The sequence below is a fragment of the Chitinophaga ginsengisoli genome, assembly GCF_003014595.1.
GTDB classification, from domain to species: domain Bacteria; phylum Bacteroidota; class Bacteroidia; order Chitinophagales; family Chitinophagaceae; genus Chitinophaga; species Chitinophaga ginsengisoli.
Genome location: NZ_PYGK01000002.1, coordinates 205,246 through 231,021, shown reverse-complemented (window position 1 = coordinate 231,021; position 25,776 = coordinate 205,246). Strand labels below are relative to the sequence as shown.

Annotated in this window: 15 protein-coding genes; 7 read left to right on the top strand and 8 right to left on the bottom strand. The window is 46.9% G+C overall.

Annotated elements, in window-relative coordinates:
- Positions 1–31 precede the first annotated feature (31 nt).
- The gene (locus tag CLV42_RS05425) at positions 32–940 is read right to left on the bottom strand and encodes a DUF72 domain-containing protein (RefSeq protein ID WP_106600883.1); all 909 of its coding nucleotides are present in this window, start codon (positions 938–940) and stop codon (positions 32–34) included.
- Positions 941–1,252: 312 nt separating this feature from the next.
- Between CLV42_RS05425 and CLV42_RS05420 the strand changes: the two genes are divergently transcribed.
- The 3 genes from CLV42_RS05420 (at position 1,253) to bshC (ending at position 5,966) form a co-directional block, all read left to right on the top strand.
- A complete protein-coding gene (locus CLV42_RS05420; protein ID WP_106600882.1) occupies positions 1,253–2,674 on the top strand; it encodes a glycogen synthase in 1,422 nt (473 codons plus the stop codon).
- A gap of 37 nt (positions 2,675–2,711) precedes the next feature.
- A complete protein-coding gene (locus CLV42_RS05415; protein WP_106600881.1) occupies positions 2,712–3,986 on the top strand; it encodes a glucose-1-phosphate adenylyltransferase in 1,275 nt (424 codons plus the stop codon).
- Between the two features lie 384 nt (positions 3,987–4,370).
- A complete protein-coding gene (gene bshC, locus CLV42_RS05410) occupies positions 4,371–5,966 on the top strand; it encodes a bacillithiol biosynthesis cysteine-adding enzyme BshC (RefSeq protein WP_106600880.1) in 1,596 nt (531 codons plus the stop codon).
- Here bshC and CLV42_RS05405 read toward each other — a convergent pair.
- Positions 5,950–8,190 (bottom strand): FUSC family protein, encoded by a 2,241-nt coding sequence (locus CLV42_RS05405; protein WP_106600879.1) that lies wholly within the window; start codon positions 8,188–8,190, stop codon positions 5,950–5,952. The two genes, bshC and CLV42_RS05405, sit on opposite strands and share 17 nt — an antisense overlap.
- A 378-nt stretch (positions 8,191–8,568) precedes the next feature.
- Here CLV42_RS05405 and smc point away from each other — a divergent pair, with 378 nt between their 5' ends.
- Both smc and CLV42_RS05395 read left to right on the top strand, forming a co-directional pair.
- Complete coding sequence (gene smc, locus CLV42_RS05400; protein WP_106600878.1) at positions 8,569–12,099, top strand: chromosome segregation protein SMC; 3,531 nt, start codon at positions 8,569–8,571, stop codon at positions 12,097–12,099.
- 39 nt (positions 12,100–12,138) lie between these two features.
- The gene (locus CLV42_RS05395) at positions 12,139–12,537 is read left to right on the top strand and encodes a DUF4259 domain-containing protein (RefSeq protein ID WP_106600877.1); all 399 of its coding nucleotides are present in this window, start codon (positions 12,139–12,141) and stop codon (positions 12,535–12,537) included.
- Positions 12,538–12,625: 88 nt separating this feature from the next.
- On the opposite strand, the gene CLV42_RS05390 is transcribed toward CLV42_RS05395, so the two are convergent.
- A complete protein-coding gene (locus CLV42_RS05390) occupies positions 12,626–13,888 on the bottom strand; it encodes a NupC/NupG family nucleoside CNT transporter (protein ID WP_106600876.1) in 1,263 nt (420 codons plus the stop codon).
- Between the two features lie 87 nt (positions 13,889–13,975).
- Between CLV42_RS05390 and CLV42_RS05385 the strand changes: the two genes are divergently transcribed.
- The gene (locus CLV42_RS05385) at positions 13,976–16,255 is read left to right on the top strand and encodes a DUF7133 domain-containing protein (RefSeq protein WP_106600875.1); all 2,280 of its coding nucleotides are present in this window, start codon (positions 13,976–13,978) and stop codon (positions 16,253–16,255) included.
- Between the two features lie 30 nt (positions 16,256–16,285).
- Here CLV42_RS05385 and CLV42_RS05380 read toward each other — a convergent pair whose 3' ends face one another.
- The 4 genes from CLV42_RS05380 to CLV42_RS05365 all read right to left on the bottom strand — a co-directional run bounded on the left by CLV42_RS05380 (position 16,286) and on the right by CLV42_RS05365 (position 21,846).
- Entirely contained in the window at positions 16,286–17,689 is a 1,404-nt protein-coding gene (locus tag CLV42_RS05380) for a sigma-54-dependent transcriptional regulator (protein ID WP_106600874.1), read from the bottom strand.
- Between the two features lie 278 nt (positions 17,690–17,967).
- Complete coding sequence (locus CLV42_RS05375; RefSeq protein ID WP_106600873.1) at positions 17,968–18,513, bottom strand: DUF192 domain-containing protein; 546 nt, start codon at positions 18,511–18,513, stop codon at positions 17,968–17,970.
- A gap of 10 nt (positions 18,514–18,523) precedes the next feature.
- On the bottom strand, positions 18,524–19,705 hold the full coding sequence (gene mqnE, locus CLV42_RS05370) for an aminofutalosine synthase MqnE (RefSeq protein ID WP_106600872.1): 1,182 nt from the start codon (positions 19,703–19,705) through the stop codon (positions 18,524–18,526).
- Positions 19,706–19,710: 5 nt separating this feature from the next.
- Positions 19,711–21,846, bottom strand: coding sequence for a M43 family zinc metalloprotease (locus CLV42_RS05365; protein WP_106600871.1), 2,136 nt, complete (start codon positions 21,844–21,846; stop codon positions 19,711–19,713).
- 255 nt (positions 21,847–22,101) lie between these two features.
- On the opposite strand from CLV42_RS05365, the gene CLV42_RS05360 reads away from it, so the two are divergent.
- Complete coding sequence (locus tag CLV42_RS05360) at positions 22,102–25,218, top strand: T9SS type B sorting domain-containing protein (protein ID WP_106600870.1); 3,117 nt, start codon at positions 22,102–22,104, stop codon at positions 25,216–25,218.
- A 110-nt stretch (positions 25,219–25,328) separates the two neighbouring features.
- Here CLV42_RS05360 and trxA read toward each other — a convergent pair whose 3' ends face one another.
- Positions 25,329–25,646: a thioredoxin gene (gene trxA / locus CLV42_RS05355; protein ID WP_106600869.1), complete on the bottom strand. Its 318-nt coding sequence runs from the start codon at positions 25,644–25,646 to the stop codon at positions 25,329–25,331.
- Between the last annotated feature and the right edge of the window lie 130 nt (positions 25,647–25,776).

Here is a 25,776-nt window from a genome sequence, read left to right as displayed (position 1 = left end):
AAGTTCCATTTGACGCCGCATACCGGCTGCATCAGAACAAAGTATTCTGCTGGGCGATGAATGTGGGCTTCTGTAACTGGATGCCGCAGACCTCTTTGAACTTGTCCACCAGGTAGACGGTCAGTTCGGGGGAATAAGCCTCATCATGCATGTGCATGAAGAAATACAGCTCTTTCAGGCCATGTTGCAGCCAGTAGTGCATACGGTTCACCCAGTCGTCGATACGGACATAATCGGTAGGATGGAGGCTGTTGCCGACAAAACGGATAAAGGCCTTGGAGATAGGCATATACATGTGCGCGCAATCCCGCCGGCCTGAGGTATCTGTAATAACAGCGCCTACATTAAGTTTATGAAGGGTGCTGAATAGCTCCTCCCTGGTGGTGGCATCGCTGAACCAGTCAGGGTGACGCACTTCCAGGAAGAACTGGAGGTCTTTGGGCAGGCTTTCGAGGTAGCGGAAGAGGTTATCCTTTCTTTTAGGGGAGTATTTGTCGCTGACCTGCAGGAAGATGGGCCCCAGGTGGTCACCGAAGGCGAGCACACCTTCCAGGAAGGAAGTAGTCTGGAGGCTGGCATCTATCAGGTTGCTGTAATGGCTGATGGACTGTGGTACCTTGGGGCAGAATTTGAAGTCCTTTCCCTGCGCACGCACATCCCATTTTTCGATGGCTTCAGGGCCATATATCTTGTAATGGGTGGCATTCAGTTCGATGCTGTTGTAGTGATGCACATATTCATCCAGGAAATTGGCTTCTTTGGTGCCTTTGGGATAGATCTTCCCGATCCATTCCTTACGGCCCCATTTGGCGCAGCCCAGGTAGATCTTTGGTTGCTTAAGCGGTTTCCCTTTTAAGACCGTTTTATTAAAAGCCGGTTCAGCCGGCAGTGTAAAATCTATTTCGTCCAGCAACGCCGGATCAACACGACCAAAATCCATAGTGAAGTGAATCTTTCTCCGAAGGTAATGCATTATGCTTTTATACGGACTATTCCGCATTCCGGGGCCAGCCCGCCCCAGATGAGGGAATAATGGGACAAATAGACAGGAGACTAACTGTAACGGGCCGATTAAAAAAAACGCTTGTTTAAATTTGATGTTATATAAAGAGATTGCTTTAAATTACACTGCACTTCAGGATTGAGATCAGCAGCGTATTGCAGGATGGGCGCACTCAAATAAAGTTTGGATAATCCTTTGTAATATGCTTTTTCCAAGGTAATTTAAAAGAAACAGATATAATCGTTTAGCATGGAGATTTTACACGTTAGCGCGGAGTGTTACCCGGTAGCCAAAGTAGGAGGGCTGGCGGATGTAGTTGGGGCCTTACCCAAGTACCAGTTCCAGGCAGGGCATATAGCCAAGGTGGTGATGCCGGCCTACAATACAAGGTTTTTTCATACACACGAATTTGAGCTTGTACACCAGGGTGGTTGCTGGTTAGGACACAATTGGTATCACTTCAATGTGTGGAGGGAGGTGACCAACCTGCTTGGCTTTGACCTGTATATGGTCGATATCCCGGGACTGCTGGACACCGAAAGGGTATACGGCTATTACAACGATACAGAACGCTTTATGGCCTTCCAGGTAGCTGTACTGGATTGGCTCAATGAATGGCAGCATCAGCCGGACGTTGTGCACGTGCACGACCATCACACCGGCTTGATCCCGTTCCTGATGACCCATGCTTACAAATATGAGCGTTTAAGAAATATTGCCACTGTTTTAACGATACATAATGCCCAATACCAGGGTCAGTTTGGCTGGGACAGATTGTACCAGTTGCCGGGCTTTGATCTCTGGAATGCCGGATTGCTCGGTTGGGATGGTGCCATCAATCCACTTGCCGCAGCTATTAAATGCGCCTGGCGTTTCACAACGGTATCACCCAGTTACCTCGAAGAATTATACAACGGCGCCAACGGTTTAGAGAATCTACTGAACTATGAAAGGGGTAAAGCTGTTGGTATATTGAACGGCATAGATACCGTAGTATGGGATCCTGCTACAGATCCTATGCTACCGGTCGACTACGATAAGGATACATTTATAGAAGGAAAGCGCGACATAAAGCTACAATTATGTGAGCAGTTTAACCTCGATCCGGAACTCCCGCTGATATCCTTTATTGGCCGTCTCGTAGGGGAGAAAGGAGCAGACCTGCTGCCAGACATCATTGGCAGGTCCATCTATGAGCAGAAACAACAAGTGAATTTTCTATTGTTGGGAAGTGGAGATCCACATGTGGAATGGTCATTGCAACAGACAAGAATATACACTGAAGCTAATTTTAATGTGCAGTTTGGATATGACGAAGCGCTGTCGCACAGAATTTACGCAGGCAGCGACTTTTTGCTGATGCCAAGCCGGGTGGAACCATGCGGATTGAACCAGATGTACGCTTTGCGTTATGGTACAGTTCCCATTGTTCGTAGTGTAGGAGGATTAAAAGATACAGTAACTGACTTCGGTGAACCCAATGGATTTGGCATCCGTTTTATACATGCAGCAGCATGGGATGCCTGTCTTGCCGTAAGCCGTGCTGTGGCGTTATACAAGGATACTGAAAAATTGCACGTTATCTGTAAAACCATTATGCAGCTCGACCACTCATGGGATAGTGCTGCAGCAGAATATCTGCAATTGTACAGCTCAATAGTAACACACTGATTAGCATTCCAAACACTGAATTAAAGAATCGAAATATATGTCTAACGCAGTTATCTCCCTTATCTTAGGTGGCGGATCCGGCACCCGCCTGTACCCCCTTACTCGTAAGCGCTCCAAACCCGCCGTGCCGGTAGCCGGTAAGTACCGCCTCGTGGATATTCCCATTTCGAATTGCCTGAACGCGGATATGAACCGTATTTTTGTGCTCACTCAGTTCAACTCTGCGTCGCTGAATAAGCACATCAAAAATACCTACCATTTCAGCCACTTCAGTAAGGCGTTCGTAGACATCCTGGCGGCAGAGCAAACACCAGACAATCCGACCTGGTACCAGGGTACCGCTGATGCTGTGCGTCAGTGCCTCCATCATATCGACAACTATGAATTTGAATATGTGCTCATCCTTTCGGGCGACCAGCTCTACCAGATGGACTTCCGCGAAATGCTGCAGCACCATATAGAAAGTCAGGCAGAGGTGTCTATTGCCACCATCCCCGTGAATGCAAAGGACGCTTCCGACTTCGGCATCCTGAAAACGGACGACAAAGCCCTGATCACATCTTTCACAGAAAAGCCCAAACAGGACGTACTGGCTCCCTGGGCCTCTCCCGTAAGCGAAGAGATGCAGCAGGAAGGCAGGATCTACCTGGCCAGCATGGGTATATACATCTTCAGCCGGCAGACGCTGTATGACCTGCTGAATGGTCAGGAGGCGGCTACCGACTTCGGTAAGGAGCTGATCCCTTACGCCATCAATGCCGACATGAAAGTAGTGAGCTATCAGTATACCGGTTACTGGACCGATATCGGTAACATCAGTTCCTTCTGGGAGGCTAACCTCGGTTTGACGGATGAGATACCGAAGTTTAACCTCTTCGATGAGTCTCAGATCATCTATTCCCGTTCCCGTATGCTGCCACCTGCAAAGATCTCCGGTACGCTGAAGAATACTGTTATCTCAGATGGTAGTATTATTCTTGACAGCCACCTGGAACGTTGTGTGGTGGGTATCAGAACGCGTATCGGGCGGAACTCTGTTATTACTAACAGTTACGTGATGGGAAGCGACTTCTACCAGACGCTGGAAGACCTGGAGAAAGCACAATCCAAAGGACATCCGCCCATGGGGATCGGAGATAACTGCCGGATCAATAATGCGATCATCGATAAGAACTGTAGTATCGGGAATAATGTACTGATCAATGTGAGTGGGAATGTGTTGCCGGATGGTGATCATGAACTATACGCCGTGAAGGATGGTATTGTGGTGATCAAGAACGGGATGGTATTGCCGGATGGGTTTGTGATCTAGATAACAATGTCTATCAATAAAAGAGCCCCAAAAGTGAGATGCTTTTGGGGCTCTTTAGTTATACGCTAAGTAGCGCCGGTTTCAGTATGGGATGCCGGTCGGCGCCTCTCTGGAATGCTATGGGGCGTTATCAATCGTACCGGATTTTGAATATGGATTAGGCAGCATCTGTCGTGTCACCGGAGAGCCGAAGGCCCGGCATCTCCATCTGAAACCGGGTGCTACTTTCGCTGTCCCAACTGGTGGTTACGCCTCTACCTGTTTTCATAACACTGTTACGTCTTTTCTTCCGCTCCTTCTATATTTTAACCATTTGTAATTCGTAATTGATGATTCGTAATTCATTCCCTACCTTCGTGCATCAAAAGAATCAGCGCTTAGCGTATGGAGCAACCTGTAAGTCATATCCCGTATGGTAAAACCGGGTATTTCAATCAATTGGTAATAGATTTTCTGGCCGAGCATCCTAATCTCCGACCTTTTTATAAATACTCTCCAGTACAACCTGATTTTGAGGCAGTTATACAAGACAAAAAGCTCTTCCCACAACAGCGGGATGTGCTGGTAGCTGCCCTGCAGGAACAGTACGAAGGGCTGGACATCACTGAGAGTGTCCGCAACAATATTAACAGCCTGCTGGATCAGCAGACCTTCACCATCACCACCGCACACCAGCCGAACATCTTCACCGGTTATTTATACTTCGTTTACAAAATATTGCAAACCATTAAGTTAGCTGACAAGCTCAGGCAGCAATATCCGCAGTATAATTTCGTGCCTGTTTACTACATGGGCAGTGAAGATGCTGACCTGGATGAACTGGGACACGTATACATCGACGGTAAAACCATCACCTGGCCAACGGAACAGCAAGGAGCCGTGGGACGTATGCAACCGGAAGGTTTTGAAGAGCTGATCGAAAAGGTGAAAGCTGCAGTAGGCTATGGGACATATTCCGAAGAACTGATTGAGCTGTTAAAGAAGGCCTACCTGGGACATGCAAATATCCAGGATGCCACGCTTTACCTGGTCAATGAACTGTTCGGTCGTTATGGACTGGTGGTACTGGTACCGGATAATCCGAAGCTGAAAAAACTGTTTGTACCTGTGATGCGGGACGAGCTGTTTAACCAGCATTCCTACCGGATCGTCAACGAAACAATTGAAGCACTTTCCCAACATCATAAAGTACAGGCCAATCCAAGAGAGATCAACCTGTTTTACCTGACGGAAACATCCCGTGAAAGGATTGTACAGGTGGGAGACGTCTGGAAGGTATTACACCTGCCGGTGGAATTTACGGCCGCCAGTCTGGAGAAAGAGCTGGAGGAACATCCTGAACGATTCAGTCCCAATGTGATTTTGCGTGGTATGCTGCAGGAAACCATCCTGCCGAATATCGCGTTCATTGGTGGTGGCGGGGAAATTGCCTACTGGCTGGAACTGCAGGAGTTATTTGCCTATTACAGGGTGCCATACCCTGCGTTGATATTGCGTAATTCCTTCCTGCTTACAGATGGTTTTTCACAGGAACGCCTGCGGAAGCTCGGACTGCGCATCACTGATCTTTTTGAAGATACTGAGGAGCTGGTAAACCGCTTTGTGCAGGAACACACCAATGCATCACTGGTATTAAAAGATGAGTATGCGGCCGTAGAGAAACTGTTTGATGATCTGGTAATGAAAGCCAGGGAAATTGACGTAACGCTGGAAGCATCTGTAGCCTCAGAGCGTACCCGGGCCGTAAAATCTATTGGAAAGCTGGAGCACAAGTTCCTGCGGGCTGAAAAGAAGAAATTCGGCTGGCAAACGGAACAGATCCGCAACCTCAAGGCAAGATTGTTCCCTGCAAATTCTTTACAGGAAAGAAAGGAGAACTTTATGCCCTGGTATGTGCATCAGGGACCGGCATTCTTTGATGTAGTGCTCGAACATATTGATCCGCTGAGCGATCAGTTCGGGATTATTTATCAGCAATAGTCTTATCGATCGTCTTCTTCATATCTTTTAGCAAGGAGAACATAGCGTGCAGCTGGTCGCGAACCATCTTCGTTTCCAGCATTTCCTCACGCACCGGAGTTTTTCCTTTGCCCTGGTTGATCTCTTCCTGCCTCCGCTGGTAAAGGTTTTCCAGTTCCACTTCCAATGTCTCAAAAGCTTCAATATTGGCAGGCAGGGGCGCGTGTTTATAGGCAGGATCTTCCAGCAGTTTGCTGATACAGTCAAAATGCTGGCACATGTACTGATTGATCAGTTTATATTCCGGTTTGGGAAAATGCACGCCATGTAGCAGGCCATAGTTCGCCAGTGCCGCAATATGCGACATAATGGAGTGGCTCAGTACCACGAAATGATAGACCTCCGAGCCGTGTATCTGTTTGCTTTTAGGCTCAGACAACATCCGCTGAAAGGCCGACATCAGGTTGGCCGCACTTACATTGGTATCCTTTCTTGCCAGTTTATAATCATTCATTACAAATTCCTTCCCTGTATACAGGCGCATTACCTGGTCAAAATAACGGGCATTGTCCTGCGCCATCTTTGTCATATAATTTGGCAGGTGATGATGCTCCCAGCTGGGCCACAACAGGAAGCTGGCCAGGAAAGCGATACTAACACCTATAAAAGTGTCGAGTACGCGCAGTTCTGCGTTCTGCAGGTGGGCAGGATGCAGGAAGTGCAAGAGGAAAATAACAAAGGGAGTGGTGAAGAATACACTGAGTGTATACTGCTGCGTCATAAAACTATAGGCGCCCAGGATACAGATCAACATCAGTATAAAGATCAGCGTAGCGTTGTCTGTCAGGAACAATACGCCTGCAGCGAATAAGGCCCCGGTAATGGTGCCGATAATACGCTGAAAGCTCCGGGTTTTACTGATGCCAAAGCCGGGCTTCAGGATGACGACGATAGTCAGTAATACCCAATACACCCTATCCAGGTGGAACACCTGTCCCAGCAGGTAACCGGTTACAGCGGCAATACTCACACGCAGGGCATGCCGGAAAATGTGCGACTGGAAGGTCAGGTTGTTCATCAGGGTTTCCAGGTCATAGCGGTTGCGGGTAGTGAAACTGGACAGCTGTATACGTGGATCAATGATCTCATCTTTTACCCTTTCCAGCCGGGTGAGCCGGTGCAGGTTGTAAATACGCTGTGTCATATCCTGGATATTATGCAGGATATTGGTCAGGGCAATGAGCCGGGTACGTTCCTGGAACGTAGGCATAGTTCTGCGGATTTCCGCAATGGCATGCTGTACTTTCTCTATTTCATACCGGAGGTTAGCCTTGGGCAGGGAACGTTGTCCGGCTGCGACGGCCGTCCCGATCAGATGTAATTCAGATACAAATTGCAGGATCAGGGCATGGAATTTCTCCAGGATATCCATTTCTCCAAAATCTTTATGCAGGGCCTCATAATTGGTCTGGGAAGCCATGATCTGTTCCTGGAGGTCTACAATATCCAGGAAAATGAGCACCATGCTTTTATTGATACTGGTAGAACCCTGTTGTGAAGACCGGCGTTTGAGCAGCAGTTCACGGACTGCCTCCTGTTTTTCGCTCACCACCACCTGTTGGGCCAGTACTGATTTATAGATCTCATCCAGGTTTTTATCTGCTCCTTTATCGTAGAATGCTGCCCTTTCTTCCAGGTAGCGGGCTGTCTCCATGATACATTCCGACAGCATCTGTTGTACGTTCAGGTAAGGGCGGATCTGCCAGAGTAGCAGGGCGAGGAACCCATACCAGACGCTCCCCGCTAAAATAAGCACGCAATGGACCATTGCCTGAGCGGGGGCGACAGCCGGTTCTCCCAATATGGACACCATAACGAGTAAACAGGCAATACCGATATTACCTCCGCGGTTGCCGTATACCAGCAGCATGCCGTTGGCAAAACAGCAGGCCAGGATCCAGCCTGTCATCAGCAGAGGATAAGGCGCAATCAGGCTGGTGCCGACGGCCGTGAAGAAGATGAAAGCAATGGCGGTCAGGATACCATTCCGTTTATGAAGCGCAGTACCGGGAACGTCTGACAGCGCAGTAGCCAGTGCGCCAAGGGAGATCTCAATGCCCATGGGCAGGTCGCCCATCAGGGAAAACACCACGGAGGGCACTACCACACTAATGGTAGTACGTAATCCGGTGCTGAAATGATAACTGTAAATGAAATTCCTGACTTCCTGGACCCAATGCCGCATCTGAAAAATTTAATATATACAAAGTTATTTAAATCGCTGATAAGCAAAAAGAATGCTAGTCTATGCGCACGGCAGTCTTCTGTTCACGGTACGTCGGTTAAATATAATGCTGCAGCAGCCACTGATCAACTATTTCAATGCAATTTATACACAACTGTGTATAATTAAATTCTAACCGGGACATGGTTGTCTGATAAATTACTGTTTTCTTTGGAAAATTAAAGGTAAGAGGGTCGGATTAAGATACTGATTATCAGAAAAAGGAGATAAATAGTCTGGTAAAAATGCATTATTATAGTATGATTAGGTAAATCCTGGTCATAAATCAGAGAAATCATAGTTATCTTTGACGGCTTAAAAAAACAAAGCAAAGCAATTGTGCGTTTAAAGACATTAGAAATCAAAGGCTTCAAAAGTTTTGCTGACAAAACCGTATTACACTTCGATGAGGGGGTAACCGGGGTCATTGGCCCCAACGGATGTGGCAAAAGTAATATCATTGACTCTATCCGCTGGGTGATCGGGGAGCATAAGATCAGTAACCTGCGTTCGGAAAATCAGTCAGGGCTGGTGTTCAATGGCTCCAAAACACGCTCTGCCAGCGGTATGGCCGAAGTGAGCCTCACGTTCGAGAACACCCGCAATGTATTGCCAACCGAATTCACTACCGTTACCATTACCCGCAAGTTTTATAAGAACGGCGATAGCGAATACCGTCTGAACGATGTGGCCTGCCGACTGAAAGATATCCATAACCTGTTTATGGATACTGGTGTGAGTACTGACTCCTATGCCATCATTGAGCTGGGTATGGTGGACGATATCATCAAAGATAAAGAGAACAGCCGCCGCCGTATGCTGGAACAGGCTGCCGGTATCTCCATCTATAAAACGCGTAAAAAGGAAGCCAAATCCAAGCTGGATGCTACGGAAGGTGACCTGAACCGTATTGAGGACCTGCTGTTTGAGATCAATAACAACTTAAAGACCGTTGAAGCCCAGGCGCGTAAGGCCGAGCGCTTTTACGAGATTAAAAAAGAATATCGCGAGATCAGTATAGAGCTGGCGAAAGCTGCCCTGGAAGGATTTAATGTCACTTTTAAAGAGCTGACAGATGAACAACAGGCGGAAAGTGATAAGAAAATGGCCCTGGAAACGGAGATCTCCTCCGCAGAGGCCAGTGTGGAAGAAGATAAACTGCATTTCGTAGCCAAGGAAAGAGAGCTACAGGTACTGCAGAAATCTTTCAATGAACTGGTATCTACCATCCGTACCAAAGAGAACGATAAGAACCTGGCCAGCCAGCAGCTCACTTACCTGAAAGAGCGGGAACGCAATATCAGCCAGTTCCTCAGTAATGCTGAGGGACAGTTGCAGGGCCTGACAGATTCCATCGCTTTTACCGAGACACAGGTGGAAGAAGAACAGGAAGCATTTGAGAGCTTACAGGACCAGCTGGAAGGATTGCAGGAGATGATGGATGAGAAGAAGGAAGCTTTCAACCAGAAAAAACTGTCGCTCGAAACCCTGCGCCGCGATCAGCAACAATGGCAACGGCAGCAGTTCGAAGCGGAAAAGAAAGTGGCGGTAGCCGATACTTCCGTACAGAACCTGCAACGCAGCATACAGCAGTTACAGGATGAAAAAGCCGGTCGTCAGCTGCAGATCACACAACTGGAAGAAGAGAAAGTCGGTCTGCAGGAAACGCTGCAGGACCAGAAGGCAGACCTGGAAGATATGATCGCTTTCCAGGAAGAGACCAAAGGAAAGATCCTGGCCACCCAGGGCGAAATAGAAGGTCTGCGCGATAAGCTGGTAGATGAGAACCGTGCGCTGGACCAGAAGAAGAATGAGTATGACCTGTTGAAATCCCTCGTAGACAGCCTGGAAGGTTATCCTGAAAGTATCAAGTTCCTCAAAAAGAATACAGCGTGGAATAATAGTGCGCCTATCCTGAGTGATATTTTCTTCTGTAAGGAAGAATACCGCACCTGTGTAGAGAATCTGCTTGAACCTTATCTTAACTACTATGTTGTAAATAATGCAGCAGAGGCAGTGCAGGCCATCCGTTTACTGGATGATAACAAGAAAGGTAAAGCAAACTTTTTTATATTGGACCAGTTCCACCAACAGGGTGGAAGCCTGTTCACCCCTCCAGGCGCAATTCCCGCCCTGCAGGTGGTAGAGCTGGATGAGCGTTACAAAGGACTGGGTAACTATCTGCTGGGCAAAGTATTTATCACCGACGATATCAGCAACCTGGAATTCAGTCAGCTGGCAGACCAGGATATCCTGGTGATAGAGAAGAGCGGCAGAATGAACCGGGGCAGGTATAGTTTCAGTGGTGGTTCCGTAGGACTGTTCGAAGGAAAGAAACTGGGACGAGCCAAGAACCTGGAAAAGCTGGATGAAGAGATCAAGGCGCTGGAGGAAGTTGTGGCTAACCTGCGTCAGCAGATCCAGGATAAACACAACCAGGTATTAGGATTCAACAGCCAGTTGAATGAGAATAATATCAATGCTGCCCGCGAGAAGATCAACCAGTTGAATAACCAGGTGTTTGGATTGCAGAACCGTATTGAGAACTTCCGTCACCTGGTAGAATCAAGTGACAAGCGCCTGCTGGAAATGCAGGATTCCCTGGCAGCTAACCAGGAAAGCATTTCCGGGGTGAAGGAAGAACTGGAAGACCTGAATGATAAGGTGCATGCATTGCATGATAACATTGTAGCGGCAGAAAGAGCAGCTACAGAGGCAGAGCAACAGTTCAACCAGGCCAATGTACAGTTCAACAACCAGAACCTGCAGCATACACGCCAGCAGAGTAAGGTGCAGGCCCTGAAACAGGAACTGGAATTCAAACGCAAGCAATTATCAGATCTGCATGTGCAGATCACCAGCAATAAAACACAGCTGGAAGATGCAGTGGCTAATATCGCTGCTGCGGAAGACAAGCTGGGAGCAGCAGAAGACGGATTAGTAGACCTGTTCCGCCGTAAAGAAGAAGAAGAGAAAGAGCTGAACGAAAAGGACCAGGAATATTACAACTTCCGTAATGGGCTGCAGGAAAAAGAAAGCAGCCTGCGTGCACGCCAGCGTGCCAGGGAACAGCTGGAACAGGCGCTGACGGTGATCAAGGATAAGGTGAACGAACTGAAATTACAGCTGGCCTCTATGAAAGAAAGGCTGAGCGTAGAGTTCAAGGTGAACCTGGACGAGATCATTGACGAACAGCGTAGTTCCACATTGCCAGTGGATGAATTGCAGGGAAGTGCCGAGCGACTGAAGAAGCGCCTTGAAAATATGGGGGAGATCAACCCTACTGCTATCGAGGCCTACCAGGAAATGAGGAAACGTTATGAGTTTATCCTGGAGCAGAAGAATGACCTGGTGACCGCCAAGGAATCGCTGATGGCAACGATACAGGAAGTGGAAGCAACGGCTAACCAAAAATTCCTGGATACCTTCAACCAGGTGAAGGAAAACTTCGTACGTGTATTTAAGGCATTGTTCACTGAAGAAGATCAGTGTGATATGATACTGAACGATCCTGAAAACCTGGCAGATACAGGTATTGAGATTATTGCCAAACCAAAGGGTAAGCGTCCGGCAGCTATTACACAGCTGAGTGGTGGAGAAAAGACACTGACAGCAACAGCATTGCTGTTTGCCATTTACCTTATCAAACCAGCGCCATTCTGTATCCTCGATGAGGTAGATGCGCCGCTGGATGACGCCAACGTAGGTAAATTCACCAATATGATCCGTAAGTTCTCAGACAATTCGCAGTTCATTATTGTTACGCATAACAAGCAGACAATGGCTGCTGTGGATGTGATCTACGGGGTTACCATGCAGGAGCCGGGTGTGAGTAAACTGGTACCGGTGGATTTCAGGAGTCTGAACTAAGTTAATCGTCAATAAAGCAAACCAAAAAAACTACATATCATGGGCACATGGGGTACCAGAAACTTCGAAAATGATGGCTCGCAAGACTGGGTATTTGAAATGATGGACAACAAAGATGGCGGCATGGTTGCCGACACATTGCAGTTCACACTTAACAAGGATGGCGTACTGGATACATCCGAATGCGAAGACGCCTTGGCAGCTGCAGAAGTAGTGGCTGCATTGAGCGGTAAAGCAAGCGAAGATTTCCCGGAAGATCCGCTGGATAACCTGGATTCACTGCAACTGCTGGCTACACCCGCTCTGCGTAAACTGGCTGCTAGTGTTGTTGAAAAGATCAGGACTGCATCTGAAATGAAAGAGGCAAGGACTGAAGAAGGACAACTGGAAAGCTGGGACGCCGTACTGGCCGATCTGATAAAGAGATTAGGTTTCTGATTGATACTATAAAAGAGCTCCGCCTTATCATCATACCCGGCATGGGAGGATGATAAGGCGGATTTTGTTAGTATTAGTTTGTACTTACTTAAATCAGTATCCCCGCAATGGTAGCTGATAAATAAGATGCCAGCGTTCCGCAGAAAAGTGCTTTTAATCCCAGGCTGGCCAGATCACTACGTCTTTCCGGCGCAAGCACACCGATACCACCTATCTGCATACCCACACTACTGAAGTTAGCAAAGCCACAGATCGCGATACTCACGATCAGTAATCCCTTTTCCGTTAACACAGGTACTGTCTTATCGGTGAGGTTCTTGAAGGCGATAAATTCGTTGATACTGAGCTTTTGTCCCAGCAGGGTAGCCACGCTGTTGACATCCTGCTCAGGTACGCCCATTGCCCAGGCAACAGGGTAGAAGAGCTTTCCGAAGATCCAGTTTAAGCTCAGTGCAAAGTCAAGGTGCAACAGCTGTCCGATCTTTAGTAATCCCCAGTCAAGGAACGCTATCAGGGCCACAAATCCGATGATCATAGCGATCACGTTCATGGCTATTTTAAAGCCGTCGCCCGCACCATGGGTGATGGCATCTATCACATTTACATACTGGCTTTTTACTTCCAGTTTTACCTTTCCCATGGTCTGAGATTCTTCTGTTTCCGGAAAAACGATCTTGGAGATTACCAGCGCGCCCGGCGCTGCCATCAGGCTGGCCGTGATCAGCATGGGAGCGATGTCCATACCGGCTGCTTTACCCATATTGGAATATACCACCAGGATACCCCCGGCAATACAGGCAAGGCTTCCGCTCATAGACGCCAGCAGTTCACTTTTCGTCATATAGGGTAGATAGGGACGGATCATTACCTGCGCCTCGATCTGACCAACAAAGGCACTGGCTACGTTACTCAATGCTTCTGCACCGCTCACGCGCATAATGAAATTCATCGCCCTGGCTATCACCGCTACAATGCGCTGCATAATGCCAAAGTGATACAGGATGGCTACGAGTGAACACACGAGTATGATCGCTGCCGTGATATTAAATGCAAATACAAATCCACCGGTGAGATAATTACCTATGGTGCCCGGTGTCTTTTCCACTGCAATACCACCGTACACAAATGCTGCACCCTGACGGGCAAAATCCTCCAGTTTGCCCATCGCCTTACCAATACCCTGGAAGAACCGGAAAACAAACCCTACCTTGAAAATGAGTAATGCGATTAATATCTGCAGGCCCATTCCGCTGACTACCAGGCGGATGTTGATCTTTTTTCTATTGTTGGAAACCAGGTATGCCAGTCCCAGGATAAGGATAATCCCGAAGATTCCTTGGAAACGTCCCATAAGCGCGTTAAAATGGTATAAATAACGAAGATAATTCCAAATTCCTAATTTAATTTATATTTTGGGTCTAACAATCGATTTATAAGAATGCGTTACAGGTTTTATCTTTTAGGGATCGGCTTTCTGCTGGCGGCATGTAACAATGGCGACAACACGAAATCATCAAAGGCATCAGACTCACTGGCTATCCGGGAGAAATACGCTGTTTCTCCTGTGCTGGATGCAAAGACAGCTATTTCACATATGGAAGTGGAGAAAGGCCTGGAAGTGCAGCTCGTGGCCGCGGAGCCTTTAGTAACGGTACCGGTTGCCATGACTTTTGATGAAAAAGGACGTATGTGGGTAGTAGAGATGACTGGGTATATGCCTGATACCGTTGGTACAGGAGAAGACGTCCCTAACGGAAAGATCGTGATCCTCGAAGATACCGACCATGACGGGGTAGCAGATAAACGGGAAGTATTCCTGGACTCGCTGGTACTGCCAAGAGCCATCAGTCTTGTGGAGAACGGCATCCTGATTGCAGAACCACCTAAACTGTGGTTTGTGGAGATCAATAATGACAAGCCCGGCAAACGTACGCTGGTAGACGATAAATATACTGAAGGCGGTAATGTGGAGCACCAGCCCAACGGATTGCTCAGAGCCATGGATAACTGGATCTACAACGCCAAATCAGATAAGCGCTACCGTAAGGTAGGCGGAAAATGGCTGAAAGAAGAAACCCATTTCCGCGGTCAGTGGGGTATTACGCAAGATAACTACGGCCGCCTCTTTTATAATAACAACTCCGAAAATGTGCTGGGAGATTACTTCCCCGCGGGACTGGGCGCTCACAATCAGCAACAGAAAAATGTATCCGGTTACGATGAGAAGATCGTTCCTGATACGCGGGTATATCCTTCCCGGGCGACTACTGGTGTGAACAGGGGATACATGAAAAACGTGCTGGACGATAGCCTCCGCTTGCGGAATATGACGGCAGCGTGTGGGCCGCTGGTATACAGAGGTGGGTTGCTGGGCAAGCCATATGATAACAACATTTTCGTAGCAGAACCTTCCGGCAACCTGATTAAAAGGAACCTGGTAAAAGACAGCGGTTATATTGTAAAAGGAAAGCAGGCTTATGCCGGCCATGAATTCCTTGCCAGCACTGATGAACGTTTCAGGCCGGTCAGCCTGTATGATGGTCCAGATGGCGCCATGTATATCGTTGATATGTATCGGGGCATCATCCAGCATAAAACCTACCTGACGCCTTATCTTAAAAGTGAGATCAGAAGCCGTCAATTGACCAATCCGCTGAACTGCGGGCGCATCTATCGTGTAGTGCCTGCTGGTCAAAAGCCGGTGCCGGTATTGATAGAGAATGAGCCAAATAAATTACTGGCCTTACTCGATCATCCGAATGGCTGGGTAAGGGATAAGGCACAACAAATGATCATCGATCATCACTATACATCACTGGCGCCGGCATTGAAAGAACGCCTGCAGCGGAAAGACAGCCTGAATGGACAGATACATGCATTATGGACGCTGGAAGGCCTGGGTGCATTACAACTGGCGGATGTGATGGTGTTGCTTCATCAGTCAAATCCTTATGCGCAGGTGCAGGGATTGGCCGCTTTACCTGCCGTGCTCACCCCAGCTAATGGTGCAGAAGTACTGAAGGAACTGGCGGCAATGGAGAAGAATGTTTTCCTGGCGCCATATGTGGCTTTACTGTTGCCAGCTTTTCCGCCACAGTTACAAAAAGAAGTGGATATGCTGCAAACGCAGCTGATGGAAAGATATGCGAATGATCCGTATGTAGCCGATGCTATCATCAGCCGGATGGCTGGTAAGGAAACAGCGTTATTACAACAGCTTACTGCCTGGAACGCTGACAGTACCCTGGTGCTGCATAAACACCTGAAAACCGTTTTAAAAGATATTGAGAACCGTAAGAAAGCCAGCGTGAATGAAAGTCTGCAGAAGACTTATCCAAGAGGCACCGTGTTGTTTAAAACAGTTTGTCAAACCTGTCATGGGGCGGACGGGGACGGTATACAATCCTTAGCGCCACCGCTGAATCAGTCGGAGGTTGTTACAGGAGATAAACATCGCCTCGCATCCATTGTACTGTTCGGATTAACCGGTCCTGTGACGGTAGCCGGCAAACAATACAAAGCACCTGAAATAAGCGGTGATATGCCAGGAATAGGCAGCAATGATGAGTTCTCAGACAAGGACATTGCTGAAGTGCTTAGTTTCATTCGTGGCGCCTGGAGCAATCATGCATCCAAAGTAACGGAGAAAGATATCCAGGACGTCAGAAAACAATATAAGGGGCGGCAGAAGTCATTTACTATGGAAGAGTTGAAATGACGGCAGAAAAGTGTCTTCAATGTTCATCGCTTACAGCAATATATTCAAAGTATGCAGTTTGTTATAAAGTGTCTTACGGTCAATGTTCATTAGCCTGGCCGCCTGTGATTTATTAAAGCGGACCTGCTGCAGTACGTCCAGTATCTTTTGATATTCCGCCTGCCGGGTTACATTCTTCAGGTTGGCCTCACCAGCAATTACCGGCACTGCCAGTTCCCTGGGAGCAGGATGTAATTCCTCCGGGAGGTGCTCACTGGTGATGGGATCTTTATCACTGGATAAGAGACAGATACGCCGCATCACGTTTTTAAGTTCACGGATATTACCCGGCCAGGAATAATTGGAAAAGGCAGCCAGTATGTCATCGGATAAAGGACCACATTCCCGTCCCAGCTCATCTTCAACTACCTGTTTAAACGTAGTTACAAACAGTGGAAGATCTTCTTTGCGTTCACGTAAAGGTGGTACGTTGATGGTAAATTCATTCAGCCGGTAATAGAGATCATCTCTGAATCTGCCTTGCAGAACGGCGCGCTGCAGGTCTTCGTTAGACGCTACGATAATGCGGATGTCTACATGTATTTCTTTTGTGCTGCCTACCGGACGGATCACTCTTTCCTGTATCGTGCGTAATAAAGCGGTTTGCACTTCATAAGAAAGGTTCCCTATTTCATCAAGGAATAAAGTACCGCCATGCGCTTCCTGGAAGGCGCCTACTTTTGACTGTATAGCGCCAGTAAAGGCTCCTTTTTCATGACCGAACAGCTCACTGCTGGCCAGCTCGGGAGACAGGCTACCACAGTCGATCGCTACCAGCGGTTTATCCTTCCGCTTACTCTGACTATGTATGAGATGCGCCACAGATTCTTTGCCGGTACCGGTTTCTCCCAGAATGATAACGCTGTAATCGGTAGGTGCGATCAGTTTGATCTGTGTATGGAGTTCCTTGGAGGTATTGCCCATGCCATATACAAACTGGCTGAGCTGCCCTCTCCGGGATACATATGTAGAAACAGGATTGACTGTCAGTGGATTGACTGGAGGTAGTTGCTCTTTTGCAAGCACTGCCTGATGAAGCAGCGCCTTCTGCACCAGCAGAATAGCCTGTGCTGCATTTAATGGTTTAACAACATAGTCGTGGATACCCTGTTTGATCAGTTGAATCGCTACCCGTACATCCGGATAACCTGTCATCACTATGATGCTTGTGGCCGGGCTCATTTCCCTGATCCTGAGCGACAGGATACTCCCATCAATTTCTTTATCTTTCAAACGGTAATCGCAGAAGATGACATCATAGCTATTCTCTTTTAACATTTTGAGGGCTATGCTGCCAGAAACGCTATGGTCTACCTTATATCCTTCTTTAGTAAGGATGGTGGTTAGCAAGGTGCAGATATGGATCTCGTCGTCGACAATCAGGATAGTTTTCACATGTTAAGATTAAGAGGTGAATAATAGTAGTTTCCTAATGACACGAACACTATGACTTGTTACGATTGTTGGCAGGCAGGGGATAAATAGAAAAAGAAGTATTGGTATATTTTCAGACTGCAAAAGGAGAAGATAATTTATTTTCCTATATGCAGATATTTGCAAGCATTTAATGCTATGTCTGGCATAAAGGTATCGAAATAATACATTCAAGCAAAAAATAAAGACCGTTTCATAATGAATGAGACGGTCTTTATTTTTATAGTAATACTATTATCTTACCTGATTTCCTTATAACCAATTTTATCGCCATATGCGATATGATACTTATCGCAGAATCCTGCATTCACTTCCAGCACATACTGCGCTTTTTTGAAGGAAGGCAGGCTCTCTTCGGAGAGGGGAGTGGTATACTTCTGCACGGATACTATTTCATTTTTGTCGTCGATATAAATGATGTCAAGAGAGATGTAAGTGTTCTTCATCCAGAAGGATTGTTCCTCTGCATGAGGAAAGATAAACAACATTCCCTGGGTATCTGTCATGGATTTGCGGTCCATCAGGCCCTGTGCTCTTTCCTGGTCATTGGTAGCCAGTTCAATATCGATCTGGCGGAGCGTATCATTGTTTACCTTGCTGAGAAAATAAAGAACACCTTCCTTTTTAAACTGCGGCCCCGGATCGGCAGCGGTACTGATGGTGGTAGTTGTTTCAGACGATTGCAGGTTGCTGACCTGGCTACGGTTGTTATGACAACCGGCAACATACAGACCAACATACAGACATAGTCCTGCATTGAATAACCACCATCGGGTAGCTGACATAAACATGTTTTTAACGGGCCATCAATTCTTCCTCTGAGAATACAACATCAGTATAATCTTTGATCTCATTATAAACAGTATCCCTTTCCACCGGTCTTCTGCCTGCCTGTTTGATAAGCATGGCCAGCTGGGCGGTGTTCATGGATGGGGTCTGTTCTTCTGAACCTGCCATGGAGTAAATCTTGGTGGTATCATCAATGGTACCGTCCAGGTCATTTACGCCGAAGGAAAGTGTCAGTTGTGCTGTATTTCTACCCAGCATCGGCCAATAGGCTTTCAGATGGGGGAAGTTGTCCATGTAAAGGCGGGCAATGGCATAGAGTCTCAGGTCTTCCACAACAGAAGTCTCCGGTATATGCGCCATCTCATTATCCTTGTTGCGGAACTTCAGTGGGATGAAGGTATTGAAGCCTTTGGTTTCGTCCTGGAGACTACGCAGGCGTTCCATATGATCAACACGGTGCCAGAACTGTTCCAGGTGGCCGTACAGCATGGTCGCATTGGTATGCATACCCAGCAGGTGTGCCGTTTTGTGAATATGTAACCAGCCGTCTGCATCTACTTTATCATGGCAGATCTGTGCACGGATATCAGGATGGAATATTTCCGCACCACCGCCCGGCATGGACTGTAAACCAGCATCATGCAGGATGCGCATACCTTCTTCTACGGACACTTTTGCTTTGCGGAACATATAGTCCAGCTCTACGGCAGTGAAACCTTTGAGGTGAAGGTCAGGTCTATGCGCCCTGATTTTTTGCAGCAGCTCCACAAAGAAATCCAGGTTCATTTTAGGATGCACGCCGCCTACGATATGTACTTCGGTAACTGGTTGGCCATCATACTTTTTGACGATGTCCAGCATCTGTTCGATGCTTAATTCCCAACCTTCTTCACGGTTTTTATATAAACGCGAGTAAGAGCAGAATTTGCAGGTAAAAACGCAAACGTTGGTGGGCTCTATATGGAAATTACGATTGAAGTAAGTCTTGTCGCCATGCATACGCACTCTTACCGCATTGGCCAGGGCGCCCAGGTATGCCAGGTCTCCTTTTTCAAATAAAAGCAGTCCCTCTTCAGGCGTCAGCCTTTCTGCGGACAATACCTTTTCTCCAATGGTTTTCAACCCTTTGTCCAATCTTATATCTTGCAGTAATGTCTCTACGGCAGGATGATCATTTCTGGTCGTCATCTCACTTAATTCACTTTAGTTATCTTAATAGTCTTGACGTTATTCCTGTATATTAATTTTACAAAATAAATACCATTTGGCTCATTTACCAAATCAAAGATAAAACGGTTGCTATTATTGATAGCTGTGCCGGGTTGTTTGGTGACCAGCTGCCCTAAAGTGTTATAGATCGCAATGTAATCCAGATTGTTAGGTGCTTCCAGGAAGGTAATGAACAATTGATTCACTACAGGCACCGGTCCTACTACGATACCTTTTTCCTTCAGGTATGGCAAGGTATTCTTCGTAACGATATTGATATTATCGAGGTAAATGTTGTTTTCCGCATTACTGATATTCCTGAATACCACCCTGAACTGACCTTTTTTGATAATCGGGGTCAGGTTTACAGAATCCCTGCGCCATTCAGAAGCCATGGGAACAAACTCGGTAGTCACCGGTTGTTTGCGGGTCACGAAGCCCGCACCGCCTTTTTTATAGAGACTGTCAAGCGTCTTACCGCAGTCGGAAGTGGTAAAGATCTGCAGGCTGTCCCACACAGCATTCGAACTATTGACGCTGGAGAATGCAGCTGCCGCTACATCGAAGAACAAGAACACAGAATCGTGACCTGCCGGATTGAAAGTAGGGCTTAGGATGTCGTCAATAGCGTCGTTGGTATTGTAAGCCAGGTTATGCATCACGATAGACTTCGTGCCTGAACTGGCTGCGTCTGATGTGAGCTCCCAGGTATAACTGTTGTCATAATTCTTTATTTCCCAGCCTGTTGGAGGGAAGGTGTTACCCTCAAAGCCTTCCACATATGGAAAGTTGGCATCCCGGTAGTATTGGAAGGTGGTCCAGCCGGTATCATTAGTCGGATCATCGTCGGCAATACCGTTAGGAGAGAGGGTATAAGCTTTCAGAATGTGTGCGCCCTCTTCTGTAGTATTGGAATCCAGCTGTACGGTAGTTGTTTTCAGTGCCGTCAGGCTGCCGGTCCAGTTATAGGTTTTCAGCGAGCCATCGTCAACCAGATAATTGATCTTCACAGAAGTAAGGGTATTCTTACCCTGGTTTTTCAATATTACAGACGGGGCGATACTGTTTTCACAGATCTGTCCGAAAGGTGAAGTAACACTTAGTATCTGCGCATCGTTGTCCAGGAGGTTCAGCGGTACGCAGCCGTTGGAAGAAAGGAGGGAAGCCCTGTCTTCATTCAGCGACAGGCGCATTCTGTCCACCTGATCGGAGGTAAAGAGCAGCATACATGCATCATCTGAATAATCCATGAAATTATTGAACATGATGCCGGGTGAATCTACAGAGCAGGCGTCTGTAACCGGGAACTTCGGACAGTTGTAGGTATAGTTGCCCTGTAAAGGCGTATCGTCAATACCATCGTCTGCCGCACAGCCGGATTCATCGCCCCAGATGTGACGGAGGGAGAAATAGTGGCCTACTTCATGAACGGTAGTACGGCCCACATTGAACGGCGCCACAGCACTGCCGGTCGTACCGAAACCGGTGTAAGTGATCACAACGCCCTGTTCACGGGCAGCATATCCTTCGGGAAAGGTGGCAATACCCAGGTAGTTGTCAGATAGGTTACAGACCCATATATTGAGATAATTACTGCTATTCCATGCGTCAGCGCCGCCAGAGGAAACATGTTTTACTGCCGAAGCGGAATTCGATACACTGAAAGAAGTCCGGGTGGTGGTTACTCTCTCGATCCCATTAGTGGGATTATCATCTGGTGTACGTTGTGCCAGGCAGAATTGTATTTGCGCGTCGCCAAGGCGTCCTTTCCAGGCATCAGGAATGCTGGGAATATCCGGCGCACTGGCGCTATAATCGCGATTGAGCGCATCTATCTGAGATTGCACCTGTTCGTCTGTTACCAGGCTGGGATTTTTCAGCACAATATGTACTACTACGGGAATAGTGACAGTAGGATAGACGGTTTTCATTTGCGCCCTTGATTGTTTTATTGAGCGGGTCATTTCCTGGAGGCGTGCTTCTTTTCTTTCACGGATCTTCTGGAATGCCGGGTTGGACGCAATAAGTTGCTGCATAGCTTCCTCGGTACCACATTTACGTTGGGCAAAGGCTGGTATTACATAGAGGCATGCAAGGATAATAAGGGTAAAATTGCGCAATGTTCTAGTTTGAATGTTAAAATATACGGTTTGTCCCGCTATTTTTCCTGGAAAAGTTACAACCTTATAGCTATAAGGCAGATAGTGAATCTGCGAAAAGCGATATTCTTCGGTTAAATTATGATTCTTTCATATTATAATCATTTCGTAAATTGCCGCTTGTTTTTGGGACAATGCTATAAGTAACGCATTTTGTGAAAATTTGTTATAAACGTAGTCAGCCCTACCCTTTATATAGGTTTATCCAATTTATCTATGAGAGCATTCTTACTGTCAGGCAGTATTAATATTTTAATTATTTCATTGTTGAGTATACCGGTATTGGCCCAGCAGGCCAGTTTTACAGCCCCGGACACGGTTTGTGTTAATGAACAGGTAAATCTGACAAATACTTCCACCGGCGGAAGTTCCTACTATTGGAACTTTTGTGCAGGTAACCTATTCCAGGACCCTCAGGGTGTTAATCTGGGGAATCCTGGTAACGTTTTTAATATTCCAACATTCTTGGATATGGCCCAGGAAGGGAACGACTACTATGTCTTCGTTACCAATAACAGCCAGTCCATTGTACGTATGTACTTTGGGAATAGTCTTCTAAATACACCGGTTGTTACCAACCTGGGTAACGTTGGCGGGAATCTCCCACCACAGACGGAGGGCTTACAGATCATACAGGATGCTGATGGTTGGCATATTATTGTTGTTGGTGGTGGACTGGTTAGCAGTCCGGGGATCGCGAAGCTGGACTTCGGTTCAAGCCTGAATAACACGCCCACCTGTACGAACTGGGGGAATATTGGTACGCTTGCCTTTCCGGTGGATCTGTACATGTTCCAGGATGGAGGTACCTGGCACGGTCTGACGATCAATGCTGATAATAGCACTGTCACACGTTTTGATTTTGGTTCTTCCTTTAATAGCCCACCTGCAGGAACTAACCTCGGCAACCTGGGTAACCTGGATTTTCCGACCGGTATTTATACCGTGAATTATAACGGTAACTGGTATGTATTTATCACCAATGGTAACAACAATACTATTACGCGCCTTGATTTTGGTAATTCGTTGCTGAATACACCGGTGGCGACAAATATGGGCAATCCCAGCGGCTTGCTGAATGCTCCCCGTGATATCTATATCGTAAATGATTGTGGCGGTGTCTTCGGTCTTGTCGCTAATGGCGGGAGTAACGACATCCTGAAGCTGGAGTTTGAAGGCGGCAGTATTACAGGCAACATTACAGCTACATCTTATGGTAATGTCGGAAATCTAAGTTATCCGCATTCATTGTCTACCGTTTTCAGGATCAAAGATGATCTGTATACTTTTGTGGCCAGCGCCCCGAGTAATTCTGTTTCCAGACTGAAATTCAGTACCTGTAACAATAGTACTGTACCCTCATCCACGCTGATTAATCCACCGTCATTTGCCTATAATCAACCAGGTATTTATACTGTCAATATGATTATGGACGAAGGCCTTCCCAGTCAACAAACCACCTGCAGAAACATTGTTGTAGTAGCGCCTCGTACGGTAGATCTGGGACCGGATGTGACCTCCTGTAACGGGGCGCCGGTATTACTGAATGCCGGTACCGGGTTCAGTTCCTACAAGTGGTCTGACAACAGTACGGGCAGTACCCTTATGGTAAATGCAAGCGGTACCTATAGTGTGATAGTAACAAATGGGGGCAGCTGTACGACTACGGATAATGTTGTCGTGAATATAAGTCCCGTATTGGATGCCACGTTCAATACCACCATGATCGATTGCCGGAATAGCACAGGTAGCATTGTGGTAAATCCCAGTGGTGGTACGGCTCCATTCACGTACGCGCTGAATGGGATCAGTAAAGGATCGCAGAACAGTTTTACCCAACTTATCGCAGGTACATATACCATCGATATAAAAGATAATCTGGGTTGTACAATCAGCAAACAGGTAACCATTACTGCGGCGCCGCCTCCTGTGGTGGACCTCGGATTGGATGTGACTACCTGTAATGGCACGCCGGTATTACTGGATGCGGGCACCGGGTTCAGTTCCTATCAATGGTCTGATAACAGCACGGGTAGTAGTCTTGTTGTAACTACCAGTGGTACTTACAGTGTGGTAGTAACAGACGCTAACGGTTGTACGGCTACAGACGATGTTGTCGTTAATATCAGTCCTTTATTGGACGCGACGTTCGATATAAGGTTGATCGATTGCCGGAATGCAACAGGTAGTATTGTGGTGAATCCCAGTGGAGGTACGGCTCCATTCACATATGTACTGAATGGCACAGACAGAGGAACACAGAACAATTTTACCCAATTGTTAGCGGGGACATATAATATCGATATAAAAGATAACCTGGGTTGTACCATTACGAGGCAGGCAACTATCAGCATAGATCGGACCAACATGATCGATTTTTCCGTGGCTATTCAGTCGCCCAGTTGTGATGGAGTTGCGGATGGGACGATAAGTATGACGGTGATATCAGGACAGCCTCCTTTTGAATTTGCTATCGATAATCAGCCATACCAGACAGCCACCACCTTTAATAATCTGGATGCAGGCACTTACAAAGTTTATGGTCGTAACGGCTATTGCCAGGATAGCACCACGGTAACATTAACGGCTCCCACAGCTATCAATTTAGCCATTACTCCAATCGATGAAATCTGTACCAGAGGAAATGGAGAGTTGACAATAAGCGCTAATGGAGGAGCTGTTCCATATAACTACGAAGTCAATGGTGTACCGACATCATCTACACATCTGACAGGGCTTTCAGCAGGCAATTATGGTGTAAAGGTGACTGACGCCAACGGATGTGTGGCCAGCAGCAATGCGGAAGTGAATGATATTGATATACCAGCAGTCACTATAACAAACAGCGATACGACTATCAGGCTGGGTGATTACGTACAGTTGCACGCTATTAATGCGCCGGATTATGCCTGGACGCCTGTAGAAGGATTAAGTTGTGTGGATTGTGCGTCGCCTGTTGTTCAGCCTATGCAGCGGACCACATATATAGTAACTACCGTCACGGGGCTCAACTGTATAAAAGAAGACCGCGTAACAGTCTACGTGGATACCCGGCGGTTCCTGTATGTTCCGACTGCCTTTACGCCTAACAAGGATGGCGTGAATGATGTATTTCGCGTAAAAGGAGGAGGCGTAGCTATTTTTAAAATGTCTGTGTATAATCGCTGGGGAGAATTAATCTTTACTTCAACTGATTTTAATAAAGGTTGGAATGGAACTTTCGGAAATGAGTTGCTGCCAAATGGTGCTTATGTATATATGATTGAATATGCGTATTATGGATCGGAAAAGAAGATATACTTGCAGAGAGGATCAGTAATGTTGATCAGGTAAGCGGCATCTGGGAGCATAAACCATGTGTATATAGATGGGGTTATGTCCTTCCCCAATAACAAAGCCGGCCCGTCTGAGACGAGCCGGCTTCTTTTTATAGTGTTAACCTATTAGAGGTTAGCCTGAATTTTCTTTTCCAGAATTGCTCTCGGTGCAGCACCTACCTGTTTGTCAACTACCTGACCATCTTTAATGAACAGGATAGCCGGAATGCTGGTAATACCGTAGTTGATTGACAACTGTGGGTTCTGATCTACGTTCACTTTACCTACGTTAACCTTGCCCGCATAGTCTTTAGAGAGCTCTTCGATAACCGGACCGATAGCGCGACAAGGACCACACCACTCTGCCCAGAAATCAATCACACTCAATTTATCGGAGCTCAATACTTCCGTCTGGAAGTTCGAATCTGTGAATTCTAATGCCATGATATTTAAAGTTTATGAAATTATTATAAATCAAAGTTCCTGAATAAATTTATAAATGCAAATATATACATTCAATTTTCGAACCGGATGCAAGTTACTGCTTTTTTGACAGCCGGTATGTTTTGTTTAA

Excerpts from the sequence above, each read along its gene's own strand:
- CLV42_RS05425 (WP_106600883.1), bottom strand. The coding sequence starts at position 940 with ATGGATTTTGGTCGTGTTGATCCGGCGTTGCTGGACGAAATAGATTTT.
- CLV42_RS05390 (WP_106600876.1), bottom strand. The coding sequence starts at position 13,888 with ATGGGACGTTTCCAAGGAATCTTCGGGATTATCCTTATCCTGGGACTG.
- CLV42_RS05395 (WP_106600877.1), top strand. The coding sequence starts at position 12,139 with ATGGGCACATGGGGTACCAGAAACTTCGAAAATGATGGCTCGCAAGAC.
- CLV42_RS05360 (WP_106600870.1), top strand. The coding sequence starts at position 22,102 with ATGAGAGCATTCTTACTGTCAGGCAGTATTAATATTTTAATTATTTCA.
- CLV42_RS05375 (WP_106600873.1), bottom strand. The coding sequence starts at position 18,513 with ATGTCAGCTACCCGATGGTGGTTATTCAATGCAGGACTATGTCTGTAT.
- CLV42_RS05385 (WP_106600875.1), top strand. The coding sequence starts at position 13,976 with ATGCGTTACAGGTTTTATCTTTTAGGGATCGGCTTTCTGCTGGCGGCA.
- CLV42_RS05405 (WP_106600879.1), bottom strand. The coding sequence starts at position 8,190 with ATGCGGCATTGGGTCCAGGAAGTCAGGAATTTCATTTACAGTTATCAT.
- bshC (WP_106600880.1), top strand. The coding sequence starts at position 4,371 with ATGGAGCAACCTGTAAGTCATATCCCGTATGGTAAAACCGGGTATTTC.
- mqnE (WP_106600872.1), bottom strand. The coding sequence starts at position 19,705 with ATGACGACCAGAAATGATCATCCTGCCGTAGAGACATTACTGCAAGAT.
- CLV42_RS05415 (WP_106600881.1), top strand. The coding sequence starts at position 2,712 with ATGTCTAACGCAGTTATCTCCCTTATCTTAGGTGGCGGATCCGGCACC.
- trxA (WP_106600869.1), bottom strand. The coding sequence starts at position 25,646 with ATGGCATTAGAATTCACAGATTCGAACTTCCAGACGGAAGTATTGAGC.
- CLV42_RS05420 (WP_106600882.1), top strand. The coding sequence starts at position 1,253 with ATGGAGATTTTACACGTTAGCGCGGAGTGTTACCCGGTAGCCAAAGTA.